The sequence below is a fragment of the Spirosoma profusum genome, from assembly GCF_014699005.1.
Classification (GTDB): domain Bacteria; phylum Bacteroidota; class Bacteroidia; order Cytophagales; family Spirosomataceae; genus Spirosoma; species Spirosoma profusum.
Genome location: NZ_JACWZY010000001.1, coordinates 545,286 through 560,725 on the forward strand (window position 1 = coordinate 545,286; position 15,440 = coordinate 560,725).

The 15,440-nt window shown below is 47.8% G+C and carries 13 protein-coding genes; 8 read left to right on the forward strand and 5 right to left on the reverse strand.

Annotated features, from left to right (window positions below; genetic code table 11):
* Positions 1 to 18: 18 nt before the first annotated feature.
* The 3 genes from IC229_RS01965 (at position 19) to IC229_RS01975 (ending at position 3,420) form a co-directional block, all read left to right on the forward strand.
* The gene (locus IC229_RS01965; protein ID WP_190885227.1) at positions 19 to 873 is read left to right on the forward strand and encodes a fumarylacetoacetate hydrolase family protein; all 855 of its coding nucleotides are present in this window, start codon (positions 19 to 21) and stop codon (positions 871 to 873) included.
* Positions 874 to 1,043: 170 nt separating this feature from the next.
* Positions 1,044 to 1,868 carry an amidohydrolase family protein gene (locus IC229_RS01970; RefSeq protein WP_190885228.1) on the forward strand — a complete coding sequence of 275 codons (825 nt, stop codon included), beginning with the start codon at positions 1,044 to 1,046 and terminating at the stop codon, positions 1,866 to 1,868.
* A gap of 88 nt (positions 1,869 to 1,956) precedes the next feature.
* The gene (locus tag IC229_RS01975) at positions 1,957 to 3,420 is read left to right on the forward strand and encodes a gluconokinase (protein ID WP_190885229.1); all 1,464 of its coding nucleotides are present in this window, start codon (positions 1,957 to 1,959) and stop codon (positions 3,418 to 3,420) included.
* A gap of 21 nt (positions 3,421 to 3,441) precedes the next feature.
* Here IC229_RS01975 and IC229_RS01980 read toward each other — a convergent pair whose 3' ends face one another.
* From IC229_RS01980 to aat, 4 genes are all read right to left on the reverse strand, one after another.
* Positions 3,442 to 3,870, reverse strand: a complete 429-nt coding sequence (locus IC229_RS01980; protein WP_190885230.1) for a hypothetical protein — start codon at positions 3,868 to 3,870, stop codon at positions 3,442 to 3,444.
* Between the two features lie 120 nt (positions 3,871 to 3,990).
* Positions 3,991 to 5,241, reverse strand: coding sequence for a glutamate-5-semialdehyde dehydrogenase (locus IC229_RS01985; protein WP_190885231.1), 1,251 nt, complete (start codon positions 5,239 to 5,241; stop codon positions 3,991 to 3,993).
* 2 nt (positions 5,242 to 5,243) lie between these two features.
* Positions 5,244 to 6,278: a glutamate 5-kinase gene (gene proB / locus IC229_RS01990; RefSeq protein WP_190885232.1), complete on the reverse strand. Its 1,035-nt coding sequence runs from the start codon at positions 6,276 to 6,278 to the stop codon at positions 5,244 to 5,246.
* Between the two features lie 37 nt (positions 6,279 to 6,315).
* On the reverse strand, positions 6,316 to 6,939 hold the full coding sequence (gene aat / locus IC229_RS01995) for a leucyl/phenylalanyl-tRNA--protein transferase (protein WP_190885233.1): 624 nt from the start codon (positions 6,937 to 6,939) through the stop codon (positions 6,316 to 6,318).
* 192 nt (positions 6,940 to 7,131) lie between these two features.
* On the opposite strand from aat, the gene IC229_RS02000 reads away from it, so the two are divergent.
* From IC229_RS02000 to IC229_RS02020, 5 genes are all read left to right on the forward strand, one after another.
* A complete protein-coding gene (locus tag IC229_RS02000) occupies positions 7,132 to 9,159 on the forward strand; it encodes a DUF3857 domain-containing protein (protein WP_190885234.1) in 2,028 nt (675 codons plus the stop codon).
* A 2-nt stretch (positions 9,160 to 9,161) separates the two neighbouring features.
* Positions 9,162 to 11,072, forward strand: a complete 1,911-nt coding sequence (locus tag IC229_RS02005; RefSeq protein WP_190885235.1) for a DUF3857 domain-containing protein — start codon at positions 9,162 to 9,164, stop codon at positions 11,070 to 11,072.
* Between the two features lie 55 nt (positions 11,073 to 11,127).
* Positions 11,128 to 11,745, forward strand: coding sequence for a hypothetical protein (locus tag IC229_RS02010; RefSeq protein ID WP_190885236.1), 618 nt, complete (start codon positions 11,128 to 11,130; stop codon positions 11,743 to 11,745).
* Positions 11,746 to 11,971: 226 nt separating this feature from the next.
* The gene (locus tag IC229_RS02015; protein ID WP_190885237.1) at positions 11,972 to 12,994 is read left to right on the forward strand and encodes a DUF6807 domain-containing protein; all 1,023 of its coding nucleotides are present in this window, start codon (positions 11,972 to 11,974) and stop codon (positions 12,992 to 12,994) included.
* Between the two features lie 367 nt (positions 12,995 to 13,361).
* Positions 13,362 to 14,927 carry a hypothetical protein gene (locus tag IC229_RS02020; protein WP_190885238.1) on the forward strand — a complete coding sequence of 522 codons (1,566 nt, stop codon included), beginning with the start codon at positions 13,362 to 13,364 and terminating at the stop codon, positions 14,925 to 14,927.
* Positions 14,928 to 15,048: 121 nt separating this feature from the next.
* Here IC229_RS02020 and IC229_RS02025 read toward each other — a convergent pair whose 3' ends face one another.
* Positions 15,049 to 15,438, reverse strand: a complete 390-nt coding sequence (locus IC229_RS02025) for a hypothetical protein (protein WP_190885239.1) — start codon at positions 15,436 to 15,438, stop codon at positions 15,049 to 15,051.
* Positions 15,439 to 15,440 lie beyond the last annotated feature (2 nt).

Consider the following 15,440-nt stretch of genomic DNA (forward strand, 5'->3'; position numbering starts at 1 on the left):
CAACGTATTCCATTCTGCATGAAACTCTTCCGCTTCGGCTCGCCCGACCACGAACACCCCGGTGTTGAACTTCCCTCCGGCCAACGCATCGACGTAACACACTTCGGCGAAGACTATGATGAATCTTTTTTTGCCAGCAACGGTCCTGAACGACTGGCTCACTGGCTCACGGCACACGCGCACACTTGTCCCGACGTAGCACCCGATCAACGTATCGCTTCCTGTGTGAGACGGCCATCCAAGATTGTCTGTGTGGGTTTGAACTACGCCAAACACGCAGCCGAAACCGGTGCTACACCGCCTACTGAACCAATTCTTTTTTTTAAATCAACGACGGCGCTTGTCGGCCCGAACGATGACGTAGTGATTCCCAAACGTTCTGAGAAAACCGACTGGGAGGTCGAACTGGCAATTATCATCGGCAAGCGGGCCAGCTACGTTGAACTGGAGGAGGCTATGGATTATATAGCGGGCTATGCGCTGCACAACGATTACAGCGAACGAGCCTGGCAACTGGAACGCGGTGGTCAGTGGGTAAAAGGCAAAAGTGCCGATACGTTCGCGCCATTAGGGCCGTACCTGGTTACGAAAGACGAAGTTCCCAATCCGAATGCGCTGAATTTGTGGCTCAAACTCAACGGAGAAGAATTGCAGAATTCGAACACCGACGACATGATTTTTAACGTACCAACGCTCATAAGCTACATCAGTCAGTTCATGACGTTGTTGCCCGGTGACGTTATTTCGACAGGTACACCAGCCGGTGTCGGTATGGGCCTGAAACCGCAACGATTCCTCAAACCAGGCGACGTAGTGGAACTGGGTATCGAAGGGTTAGGCGAGCAGAAACAAACGGCGGTTTCATTCGTCTGAAACGGAAAATTATTCTGAACCGGGATTTAGCAGATTGATGGATTTTCAGGATTTTGTATTCGCTTCTTCGAAGCGCTTTATCAAAAACAAAATCCTGAAAATCCATCAATCTGCTAAATCCCGGTTCAGACAATTCAATAAATCACTAAATCAGCTAAATCCCGGTTTAGATGACCATCGACGCCCACCAACATTTCTGGCATTTCGACCCCATTCGCGATAGCTGGATAACCGACGATATGGCGGCTATCCAACGCGATTTTCTCCCCGCTGATCTGGAACCGATACTGGCGCAGAACGGCATCGATGGCTGCGTGGCCGTACAGGCGTCGCAGTCGGAAGAAGAAACACGGTTTCTGACCAGCATGGCTCAGAGTTATGATTTTGTGATGGGTGTAGTCGGGTGGGTGGACTTTCAGTCGGCGCAACTGTCTGAACGGCTGGAAGCGTTTTCGCAACATCCTGAGATAAAAGGCTATAGGCACGTAGCGCAGGCCGAACCCGACGATTTCCTTGCCCGTCCATCAGTAGTAGAGGGCATTAGGAAGCTGGCCGAGTTTAATCTCACCTATGACATCCTGATTTATCCGACCCAGCTTAAAGCTGCACTGCAACTTGTAAAGGCAGTTCCCGAAGTCAACTTCGTGATCGATCACTTGGCGAAACCTTACATTAAGAAGCAGGAAATCAATCGCTGGTCGAATTTTATGACCGAAATCGCCAAACACAAACACGTTTCGTGCAAACTCTCCGGCATGGTCACCGAAGCCGACTGGCATCACTGGAGTAAAAAAGATTTCTTCCCCTATTTGGACGTAGCATTCGAACATTTCGGCCCCGATCGGCTCATGTTTGGCTCCGATTGGCCGGTTTGTCTGGTTGCGGCAAACTACACGCAGGTGAAAAATCTGGTGGACGACTACGTAGCACCCTGGGGTGATGAGGTTCGGGCGAAGGTATTTGGGGGGAATGCTACGTTGTTTTATAAGTTGTAAAGTTGTATGGTTGTAACGTTATGAAGTTTTGAATGCATCAGCCAACTTTATAACTCTACAACTTCATAACTACTTCGTTTAGTAGACTATGAACTGCATCATCGGCGTTGATATTGGCACTACGAATGTAAAAGCCCTGGCTATGCCGCCGGATTTGAGCAAAATTCTGGCGCACGCTGCGGCTCCGGTAACCACGCTCAATCCAGAACCTGGTTACGCCGAACAGGACCCTGCCGAAATCTGGTCGTCATTCGTGCAGGTAATGGCTGAAGTGAATCGGGAATTGAAAGAAGCTGGCCATACAGCGACCCACGTAGCATTTTGCACGGCCATGCATAGCGTGTTACCGATGGATGACGACGGCAAGGCTTTAGGAAATGCTATTCTCTGGTCCGACAATCGGGCTGAAGCACAGGCGGCTGAATTACGTACCACGCAGGCCAAATTGGGCAAAGCGATCCATAAGGAAACCGGTACGCCCATTCACCCGATGATTCCGTTGTGCAAATTGGCCTGGCTACGTCAGCACGACCCACGTGCCCTGCATCGGACACCCCGGTTCGGGTCTATCAAAGAATATCTGTGGCGAAAACTGACGGGCGAGTTTGAAATTGATTTCTCGATGGCTACGGCAACGGGTTTGTTTTATGAACAGAAACGAAAGTGGAGCCAACGAGCGATGGACTACGCTGGCGTTCGGCCTGACCAATTATCGACTCCCGTTCCGACTACCCACCAACGACCCTATCTGCCACTTCCTGAAACAGAAAAAACGGGACTTACTGCCGACGTATCGCTGCTGATCGGTGCTTCAGACGGTTGCCTGGCCAATTTGGGAGCCGGTGCCATCAAACGCGGAACTGCTACGTTGACCATTGGTACGAGCGGGGCGATACGCCAAACGGTTCGCAAACCGCTTCGCGATGCAAAAGGCCGGCTGTTCTGTTACTACCTGGATGAGGGTTACTACGTTGTGGGCGGGCCAACTAACAATGGCGGTAACGTATTGGAATGGGTAACCGAAAAACTAACCCAGCAAGATGCCAACGCTGTATTTGACGAAGCGGCAACGATTCCGCCCGGTTCCGACGGGTTGGTTTTTCTGCCCTATCTTCAGGGCGAACGGGCACCATTATGGGATGCTTCGGTACGTGGTGCCTATCTAAACGTCGACTGGCAACATACACGAGCACACTTTGTTCGGGCGGCTTTAGAAGGTGTGTTGTTTAATCTGCTTAGTATCAATCAACTACTTGTCGAACATACTGGGTCGGCGCAGGTAATTCATGCCAACGGCGGGTTTGCCCAGTCGAAATTCTGGGTGCAAATGCTGGCCGACATGGCGGGCGTTCCGGTACGTTTAAACGCCAGTAACGAAAGTGGCTCAATGGGAGCTATCCTGCTGACGATGAAAGCCGAAGGGGTACTGAAAAATCTAGACGAAGCTGCCGACCGGGTAGCTTTTGGTGATACGTTCAAACCGGATTTAAGCCGCCATAAGACGTATCGGGATGCCTTTAAGCAGTGGGAAGAAGGCATGCAAAAGCTATAAAGAAATGAACTTAAGAAGGAACTATAGGCTATTTTGCGACGCCCACGTAACGCAGTTAGTGGCGGCTGAACGCTTTTTGACGAAAGCGTAGTAAGTTGAATGCTTAAGTTGTCCCTGGCAATTAGCTGCCACTTCCACAATTAACCGCTGGTAGTTCGTAACCAGGCTGTCTGGTACGACAAACGTATTTGAGGCAATCATCCTGATTTTCTCGTCTTTAGGCGTCCAGCCGTTAACTCGTGATGTATCCTTCAGCGCCACAACATTCCATTCAAAACTTAGTGGCGTATCGCCATAATCACTAGCCGTGAATTTCAGCCCGTTTCCTGCGTAACATTCGGAATCGACTGTTACTCGTTGGGGAGCTTTACAGGGAGTGGTTTTCTCCTGTTTACAACTTACTAAAGATGCCAGAATTAGGCAACCGAGGTAAGAGTGGAAGCGTTTCATAACGTAGAAAAGTTTGGTACTAATACAAGACCAAATGTACCTATAAATGGTTTGAAATGATACTTGCTACGTTCGTTAGAAACGCATTAAAATTTTATCATAAAATGGATTTAGTCAATTCTACCACCGCACCTGCCCGTCACCGACGACGATCCACTTTTCAGTTACTAACTTTTCCAGCGCAAAAGGCCCGCGTGCGTGAAGCTTTTGCGTCGATATACCGATTTCGGCTCCCAGGCCAAATACGCCACCGTCGGTGAAGCGGGTTGAGGCATTGGCGTATACGGCCGCTGCATCGACTTCACGCAGGAATTGGTCAATCAAATCCTGATTTTGGGATAAAATCGCTTCGGAGTGCCGCGATGAATACGTTTGAATATGCGACAATGCCTCGTCAAAACCAACCACTATTTTCACCGCAATCTTGTAATCCAGAAATTCACGGCCAAAGTCTTCAGACTGTGCGTATTGCAGCTTTTCGTAGCCTACCTTTTCAAAAATGGCGTAGGACGTTTCATCGGCGAAAACCTCTACGTTCCATTTGGCGAAATCGTCTGTCAGCATAGGCAGAAAACGGTCGGCAATGCTTTCATCGACCAACACACAATCCAGTGAATTGCAAACTGATGGCCGGGAAACGCGTGCGTTGACAACAATAGCGACCGCTTTATCGAGATCGGCGGTTTGTTCTACATAAGCGTGACAAACACCTGCACCCGTTTCGATGGTAGGAACCAGCGAATTTTTGCGGACGTACTGAATCAACGATTCAGAACCGCGCGGAATGATAATATCGACGTAACGCGTGGCAGTTAGTAACTCATTCACAACGGCCCGGTCGGTTGGGAGCAACGTAACGGCGGCTTTAGGTACGCCAAATTCAGTCAATACGCTCTGAATGAGGCTAACCAGATAACGGTTCGAGAAATCAGCTTCTTTGCCACCCTTCAATACACAGGCATTTCCCGACCGTAAACACAAAGACGCTACATCGACTGTTACGTTCGGACGTGCTTCGTAAATGACCCCAACGACGCCCAGTGGTACGGCAATTTTTTTGAGTTGTAAGCCCTGCTCAATGCTACGTTCCAGAATGACTTCGCCAGCCGGATCGGGCAAAACGGCTACCTCACGAAGGCTTTTGGATAAATCATCAACCCGTGCTTCGGTGAGTTTCAACCGGTCGTACTTTGGGTCGGAAGCGGGCATTCGGTCGAGGTCTTTCTGGTTTTCAGTTAGTACGTCGGCGGTGTGAGATGCCAATACGTCGGCCAGCCGATTCAGGAGGTCGGTTTTCTGCGACGGACTGAGTCGACGAACAGCTGCAGATGCCTGTTGAGCCGATTGAAGAAGGGGAGTAATGGGTGTCATAACTACAAAAGTACAATATCATTCGCATTGGCGACTTCCACATTCTGCTGATTGAGTTGCTGAGTTAAAGCTTCCGACGAAATACGTACCCTGGCTACGGCCACTGTCGTTTGATGCTCATCCATAATTTCAATCATTTCACCAGCCGCAAATTCGCCCGGAATCGCTCGAACGCCGACCGCCAGCAAGCTTCGTCGTTTTTGTAAAGCCTTCACGGCACCCGCATCGACCATTACCTGCCCAACTGTCAGACTGCCACTGCCTAACCAGCGATTGCGAGCCGACAACGTATTGGTTTGTGGCGAAAATTCCGTTCCAGTTTCACCACGTAACGCCCGACCAATGCTGTCGGGTTCGTTCAGACCGAAAATAACGACTCGAATCCCCATTCGTGTAGCTAATTTGGCAAAGGTCAGTTTGGACGCCATGCCACCGAGACCCAGCGATGATTTGTCGGTACGTACTACGCCGAAAACCTGCTCATCGAACGTAGTAACATGCCGGATGATACGTCCCTCTGCGTCTAGTAAACCACCAACGGAGGTGCAGAGCATCAATACGTTAGCGCCAAAACCCACCGCGATCAACGTAGCAAGTTCATCGTTATCCGAAAACTTTAGTTCACGACTGCTTACTACGTCGTTTTCATTCGCAATTGGAATCAGTCCGTTAGCCCACAACTCCTCATAAGTTTGTTTGAGTTGCAGAAACTGGTCGCGGTTAGCGAAGTGATGTCGCTCGCACAAGCTTTGAGCAATCGAGATGCCGTAAATGGCAAAAAAGCGCGAATACTGATTGAGAAGCAGCAGATTACCAACAGCCGCAGCCGCTTTACGCTGGATAATGTCGCCCCGAAAGTCTCGAATCAGGGATTTTCCGGCTCCTACAGCCCCCGACGATACCAGCACAATCCGGTAATGCGGGTGTAAAGCAGCTACCTGTCGGGCTATATCGACCATAACGGGTTCGTTGGGTTCGCCGGAAGATTTGGTAATGGAAGCTGTGCCGAATTTGAGAACAAGTACAGGTTTTGACATGCCCGCAAAGATAGCTGTTTCAGGTTTTGGTAAGTTGTTATAATTGGTCGCTGAGCAACGTATCGGCCGATGACGTAACGAATTTGGTTTTGTGTTTGAGCGCCGTTCGGAGTTGGCGAAGGTAGTCGGCTTTTGGAATTTCGATGGCACCGTAGCGCCGGACGTTATCGTTTATAAATTGGGTATCGAGCAGCGTAAACTTCTGCTTACGGAGAATTTCGATCAAATAATGAAAGGCCACTTTCGATGCATTTGGCTCTCGATAGAACATCGATTCACCAAAAAAGGCGGATCCCAGTGCTACACCGTACAAGCCGCCAACTAACCGATTATCTATATACGTCTCCACGCTATGTGCCAGCCCCATTTCATGCAATTCAGAATAAGCGTCGATGATTTCTTCTGAGATCCAGACACTGTCGTAGACATCTCTGGGGAGCGAACAGGCCCGCATTACGTCCGTAAAAGCCGCATTGATACGTACTTCGAACTGATTACGATTCAGGATAGGACGTAGCGATTTGGCTGGTTTATAGGTATGAATAGGAATCACCGCTCGTGGGTCGGGCGCATACCAGTAGAGCGTACCGTCGGCATCGGCCATCGGAAAAATGCCGTTGATGTACCCATAAATCAGGTCGTCGGCGGTGAGCTTGTTCATGAAGGAGGCTGGTATCGTTCAGACAAATATAAGCGATTCGGGCGCGACTTGAAATGGCCGATTGAGCCTAATTTAGTTAGGTAATTTCCAGATTGATTATAATAAAAGAATTATTAGTAAACATAATTTGTGGATTTTTTGCAAGATACATATCTTGCCGACGTATCAGTATGTAAAAAATATCCACCGTTCATGTCTTTTTCTAAATCCAGTCCTCGCGTATTAGGGCTACTTACTGGCTGGTTACTGGCTGGCCTTACGCTGGCAATTGCTCAGAAAACCGATGTAAAATCGCCTGATGTTAAACTAGGCAGAATCTCTCCCGATCAATTTACCGGCCCGAAAACCGATTCGACTGCCGAAGCGACCGTTCTCTATAATTATGGCGAGGTTACGTTCGAGGAAAATAATGACCAGTTATGGCTGCATTACAGGTGCCATGTTCGAACGCAAATCCATAAAAAATCGGCCTATGACCGAGCCACTATTGAACTGTATACCCGACGCGGTAAAGCCGGTCAGCACGAATTTGTGAGTGAATTTGTCGGTAATACGTATAATCTGGCTGGTGGTCAGGTTATGGTCGATAAATTTGACAAGGCTGGTCATTTTACCGAAAAAGCGTCGGAACAGGTCTGGCTGGAGAAATTCACGCTGCCCAACGTTCGTGAGGGGTCGATTATAGAATATAGTTACACCATTCAGACCCCTTTCAGTGTCGGTTATAATCCACGTACCTGGCATTTTCAGCAGGATGTGCCTGTCAACTGGAGTGAGTATCGCATTACGATACCGGATTATTTTTTCTACAAAATAATGATGAGCGGGTATCTGGCCTTGCTGGTCAATGAAAACAAGCCGAGCAATGTTGATTTGATTCCTGGACACCGTGGGGCTGGAGCAATTGCCTATCGGTTTGTCGTGAAGGATGCCCCTGCTTTCCGTAATGAAGCCTACATCACAACAGACGACGATTACAGGGCCAAGATTGATTTTGAACTGGCCAAGTATCAGTTGCCCAATGCTGTAGCACACGATTTCTCCGTGAGTTGGGAAACGCTTGACCGAACCTTGCTTGAGAGTGCTGATTTTGGCGGACAAATTAAGCGGACTGGCTTTCTGCGAGATCCGGCTAAATCAATACTGACCCAACATACTGATACGCTGGCCCGTATCAGGGCGGCTTATGATTTTGTCCGACAGAATATTAAGTGGACTCGAGAAGCCAGCTACTGGTCGCAATTGGGTATTCGAAAAGTATTGGAGAACAAAAAAGGAAATGCTGCTGACATCAACCTGATGCTTATCGCCCTTCTGCGCGAGATGGACATGGAGGCAAATCCGGTTATTCTGAGCACCCGTTCGCACGGCCGAATTAATGAACAGTACCCATTGCTCAAGCGGTTCAACTACGTAGTAGCACAGGTAGCGGTTGGCGGAAAAGATATGCTGCTCGACGCTACCGACGTACTGTTAACGCCGGGAATGCTGCCCGTTCATTGCCTGAATGGGTCTGGTCGGTTGATTCACTCGAGTAAATCACGCTTTATTTCACTATCCCCCCTGGAGCGGGATATTGATTCCTTTACGGGTGAATTTGTGATTGCCGATGATGGTGAAATTACCGGTACACTCAAGCATTCGCACGGTGGCTACAGTGCCCTGAGTGCCCGAACATCATTTGCTTCGGAAGGCAAAACGAAATATCTGGATGGAATCCGAAAAAAACGGCCCGTCTGGCAGGTTGAGAAAGCAGAATTTACGGGAGCCGACCCTATGGCCAGTGCGTTCAATACCGATTTTAGCATCACGATTCCAGAAGCCTGTGGACGGGCTGGTAACCGACTGTATTTACGACCCATGCTAACTGAAGGATACGGTACTAATCCGTTTAAAGAAGCGAACCGCATCTATCCAGTGGATTTTGGTTTTCAGAAAGAAATGACGTTTGTCGCAACCTATACGCTACCCAAGGGATATCAGGTCGAAGAAATGCCAAAGCCAGTTTCTATGGTTTTGCCGGAAAACGGTGGCCGTTTTATGTATCAGATGGCCATGAACGGTGATAATAAATTACAGGTAATCAGCCGGATTCTGCTACGTCGCCCCTTATACTATGCCGAAGAATACGGCGCACTACGTGAATTGTTCACCCAGGTGGTTGCCAAGCATGCCGAACAAATTGTGCTGAAGCGCGGGGAGGTAGTCGAGAAAAAATAATCATGAAATACAGTTTCTGGATATTGCTGCTCACCGGACAGGTTGCGTGGGCGCAGAACGAATACAAAGCGTCGGCTATTGAGGCATCGTTAAAAGAAAACGCCCATAGCGTAATACGTCGTTATGAAACTATCTTCACAGTGAAATCGCCGGGCGAAGCAACTGAGCGCACGCATACCGTTATTACGGTGCTTGATAAAGAAGCGGATAGCCAGGCGCAAAAGATGGTTTACTATGATAAATTTTCGAAGATCACTTCCTTTGAGGGCGCCCTTTACGATGCGGAAGGAAAGCTGATTAAACGACTGAAAAAATCTGATATTGAAGATTATAGTACCTACGCCGATTACAATCTGTTTGACGACCAACGTGTCAAAGCGGCTTCGTTTCCCAAACAGCCAACTTACCCCTATACCGTCGAATTCCTGATCGAGACCACAGAACGTAATCTTATGTTCTATCCGACCTGGATGCCACAACACCAACAGAACGTAGCAGTCGAGCAATCGACCTATACGGTACACATGCCGGCTGGCCTTGCGCTACGTTACAAGGAAATGAATCTGCCCACCCCTGGGGTTGTCACGGATTCGCCGGAGGGGGGAAAAACGTATACTTGGAAATTAGCCAATCTGCCTGCTGTCGAATTTGAGCCGCTATCGCCCCCTGCTTCAGAAATACTGCCTGTTGTTTATACGGCCCCAACCGAGTTTGACGTACAAAATCACAAAGGTAAACTAACGAGCTGGAGCGATGTAAGTCGGTTTTATCATGCCCTCAACGATGGCCGGGATATTATTCCCGACGCGTTGAAACAACGCGTGCTGGAACTAACCAAACAGGAGACGACAACCGCCGGGAAAGTTCGGAGTTTGTATAAATTTTTGCAGGAACACACGCGTTACGTTAGCATTCAACTGGGCATAGGCGGCTGGCAGACTATCGAAGCCGAAAAAGTAGCTATGCACAAATACGGCGATTGTAAGGCACTGACCAATTATACGCTGGCTCTGTTGAAAGCGGCTGGCATTAAGTCATTTCCGGCGCTGGTACGTGCTGGCGACGATGAACCTGATTTGCTGGTCGATTTTCCCAGTTTTCAGTTTAACCACGTCATTTTGTGCGTTCCCGATGGGCGTGATACGTTGTTTCTGGAATGCACCAGCGGTCACGGTCCGGCGGGCTACATGAGCGACTTTACGGGTAATCGGCACGTATTACTGATTTTGCCCGATGGTGGACGTTTAACCCAAACGCCAACGTATCGTCCGACGGATAATCGACAGCAGCGACGTATCACCGTAAATTTAACCGACCAGGGAGATGCTGACGCAAACGTACGAACGTATTATTCGGGCCTTCAGCAGGACGCGTATGCCAGTGTGATGCAGCGCCTTAATCGTGATGACCAACGTAGCTGGCTGCTCAAACGTATTCGCATACCTGCTTTTGAACTGAATAGTTTTGCTTATAACGAACAACCTGGTACGTTGCCCGCCGTCACAGAGACGTTAGCGTTAACAGCTCGCCGATGGGCTACCGTCAGTGGCACCCGACTGTTTTTGCCCTTAAATCTTCTATCGGCGTTATCACCCGCCGAACCACTGACACAACCGCGTCGGGCGATGGTCAATCTGGATGCGAGCTACGCTTATGAAGACAGTGATACGGTTGTGTATCAACTTCCGAAAGGCTATGTACCGGAGTACAGAATTGAACCCATTTCAATCGACTCGAAGTTTGGTCGTTATAAGTCAGAATTGGCGGTAAATGGTGACCGTGTTACGTATGTTCGTCATATACAGATGCAGGGTGGGCGGTTTCCAGCAACAGCTTACACCGAATGGGTTGATTTTCGGAAGAAAGTTGCCAAAGCTGACCGCACGCAATTAGTGTTTATAAAAGCGAATTAAACCAAACACTTTGCCCGCTGTCGAATGTTTATAACGAAATGAATTGAAAGCCAACATGAAAAAAAGACTTTTTTTAGCCCTCCTTGCTCTGCCACTGCTTTTTAGCCAATGTAGTGTTAATAAGCAAATTTCGCAGGCGAAAGCATTGGGCGACTGTCGATATACCATTGCCTCAGCCGATAGTGTTTATCTGGCAGGTATTGATGTTCGCGAGTTTCGGAAAATGGAAGACATGAACCTGGCGCGTTACCCTAGATTGGCAGCCGGTTTACTGACACGTAACATTCCGCTGGACGCTCGGGTCAACCTCGATATTACTAACCCTACCAATAAGCTGGCGGGTATCAATCAACTGGAGTACAAGGTTTTGTTGGCTGGTCAGGAATTGTTCAACGGCTTTCTGAACCAACGTATCGAAGTACAGCCCGGTGGCGGTAAAACACGCGTCCCGATTAAACTCAACACAAACGCTTACCAGCTCATTACCGATGCTAAAACCCGCGAGGCTTTTACGCAACTGGTTCAGAATCTATCGGGTGCGTCGAATTCAAAACCCTCGAAATTGACGATCAAAATCAAACCGACACTGTCTTTAGGTAGTAAGGCGATCAATTATCCGGGTTATATCACGATTGATCAGGAGGTTACCAATAAAATTTTGCTGGGAAATTAACCTGAATAACTTAACTCTACGAATGCCATTACTTGGAGTAATGGCATTCGTAGAGTTATCCACTAACGTAGCATTAGCTGATACTGAACGTAATAAATTGACGTCATTTTGTTTTTATATGTCCTTGTTTCAGTAGCATTTTATTGGCCCCGGCTTTTTTAGGCTGGGGTTGTTTTTTATAATTCCAACTGAAAACGAAAACATACGTCACTTAAACAATATCCTGATGCGTCAACTATTCATCGCCTGTCTGGTCGTGGCTTCGACCATGCTGAGTCAGGCTCAGAACCGTATACAGATTACGCCGAATGAAGCCCAGAAGCGGGTAACGGTAACGGTTGATGGAAAACCCTTTACAGCCTACATCTATCCGGGACCGACGGTTTTGAAAAAACCAGTTTTATACCCAATTCAATCTGCCGGGGGAAATCTCATCACGCGAGGCTGGCCGCTCGATCCACGACCGGGCGAACGTATCGACCATCCGCACCATGTCGGTATGTGGTTTAACTATGGCGATGTAAACGGACACGACTTCTGGAACAACTCGAATGAAGTTGGGCCACAGCATAAAGGGCCTTTTGGAACGATTGTGCACACCGGCATTAAATCCATAAAAAGCGGAAAAGATGTGGGTCAACTAATCGTTACGGCCGACTGGCTCGACAAAGATGGTAAGGCAATGTTGCAGGAAACCACAACCTTTGAATTCCGGGCTGGGACCAATAATCGTATCATTGACCGCACCACGACGCTGAAAGCGCTTGACAAAGAGGTAGCATTTAATGACAACAAAGAAGGTTTCATCGCCTTTCGGCTTGCGCGTCAGCTCGAGCAGCCATCCACTAAACCCGAAGTGTTTACCGATGCGCAGGGCGTAGCTACTAAAGTGCCTGTGCTTGATAATGCGGGTGTAACGGGTCATTACAAGAGCAGTGAAGGTGTTGAAGGCGATGCCGTTTGGGGCACGCGTGCTGCTTGGGTAAAACTAAACGGAACCATTAACGGCGAAGCACTGACCCTGGTTTTGTCAGATGATCCGAAGAATCCGGGCTATCCAACGTACTGGCACGCACGTGGCTACGGATTGTTTGCTGCTAACCCGCTGGCCCCTTCCGTATTTAGTAACAACAAGGAAAAACCAATGAATTTTACGCTTCAGCCCGGTAAGGACGTTACGTTCCATTATCGGCTCCTGATTCAGTCGGGCAACGTTTCAGATGCTGCACTTACTACATTGATTAAGTAACTGACTGATAATTAAGTTAATATTTATACGAGCCTACGCGGGGTTTTTACCTATTTGCGTAGGCTCGTATGTTTTTTTATGACTTGTAGGCAGTATATTAGCTACTTCGTACGTAGCGCTTAAAGGCACCGGACTGATTTTATGATCCTCTTTTAGTTGACCAAAAATAAAACTATACGTCAAAAGAAGATAGGTAACAGGTCTGCTTTAGCAAAAATGCGCTTTAGTCAACTAATAAGGTTTCAAGTAACTAACTCCCATTCTTGATAATAGAATTAAGTTGAAAAATAGTAACAATAAGGCTTCATTTTTTTGGCATGTTATTTGTGAGACGGCTTTATTAGTGCATCTAAACGCACTAGTGCTTATGCCTTATTTCCCATATCGTAAACAATTTTCTCGGTTTGGTGCCATTGTGATTGCCCTGATGATGGTGCAGGAAATAATGATTGCTCAGCCCAGATTCTCTACTAACCCCCGTAATATTTCACCTGCCGCCCGCCAGGGTGCGCCGACCGATGAAACCACTATTGAAAATGGGCAGATTAAGGTTGGAGTTAGTACGGCATACGGTGGTTCTATTACGTACATGGCTTTTCTCGACAGTAAAGGAGGAAAGGTGCAAACGACCAATATGGTTAATAATCCAGACCTCGGTCGTCAGATACAGATTGCCATTTATGGAGGCCCTAAAGATTATTCTAAAAATGGAGATCCAGGATGGGTGGGCTTAGGCTGGAATCCGATACAGGCAGGCGATGTTTACGGCAACCCTTCGCAGGTGGTTTCAATTCAGAAGCAATCGAACCAGATTTACGTTAAAACTATACCCAAACAATTTGCCTATAATAACGAGCCTGGAGAAAGTACCATTGAGCATTGGATTCGGCTGGAAGGTAACGTAATAAAGGTTCATGCCAAGGTGGTTCTGTCACGTACTGATAAAACACAGTATGCGGCCAGGCAGCAGGAAATGCCTTGTATGTATCTGAATTCAGACTATAAGACAACGTGGTATTACAAAGGTAATACCCCGTTTACCAATGCCCCTCTTGATGCTTTAAAGCCTACATTTCCAAATAATTACGTATACGGAGAGGCATCTCCAACAGAACCCTGGATGGCTTCGGTGAATGATAATGGATATGGCGTCGGCCTGTACGTACCTAATAACTATGAGTGGAAATGGGGCTATTTTGGTGACTCAGGCAACAACTCTGAATTCAGTACGTCGTCGTCATACGTAGCGGCTACTAATTTCGTTCTGCTCGATCATAACATCACCCACGAGTGGGATTATGAGTTTGTATTGGGGCACTATAACGAGATTCGGCAGTACGTTTATACCCAGCCGCGCCCGACCTCCGGTCCAAATTATAAGTTCAGTTCAACTCGTAATGGCTGGTATTATTACACAGCTAGAGACAGCGGATGGCCTATTAACAATAAATTGCACATTCTCTTGGAAGATCCTGAGAATGATCATATTAAATCCCCCTATTTTTTCTGGAAAGGTCGTGATACGCCAAAAATGTATATTCGGGGGGCTTTCAAGACGCAAAGCAGCAGCTTTAGATTAAGTTGGCGCCGGATAGAGGATAAGGTATTAGACCGTGACCCTAATCGGTATACGGAATTTCCAGTAATTAACGACGGTCAGATGCGGACCTATGTGGTTGACTTGAGTCAAAATTCGAACTGGTTGAATTATAACATCGGCCAACTAGAATTACGTTCTGTATCGACAGCAAAAGGCCCTGACGACTGGGTTGAACTTGAATGGATTGCCCAAAGCGCTAACGGGCCAAGCGATACACCTGATGTAAAACCGCCTGATCCACCAGATCCAAACCCACCGCTTGTTTGTCAGCCGGGTTGTATTCCCATCGTGGTGAAGAAAACCCGATATATTATGGCAAATCGGAAGCGTTAAAGCCGGCTATTACAAAAAAAGAGACATGATACGTATCATGTCTCTTTTTTTGTGTGATGATAAATAAGCTATCCGGCGTAAGCTGAATTTTTGGCCTTCCTGACTTTGACGACAGCGTCTGTTAATTCAAATGAAGTAACCCTGACCGATAAACGCGCCCCTGAAGTGATGCCATCCAGGAGCGTAACGAATCATTTTCGGTAGTGGCGCGGTTAAGTTCGGTATCGATTTGACGTAGCAGAAAAAATAACTGATGTATGTGCATCCATTGGTTGGATAATCGGTTGCTGGAAACGGGAGGCTGCTGACGGGCCTCCTGCGTGAGCTGGCGCAGACTCATTTTGAGGTGGTAACGTAGCATAATCAGCCGTCCTGCCATCGGAAGATCTCCGGGCTTCCGTTCCATATGCGATATACTTTTGGCTAATACGTTGTTACGTTGCTGAAGTTGATCTGAGACAATCATCCAGGCATGTTCAGCCTGTAGCGATTCGTAAGAGATTGTTTGCATGG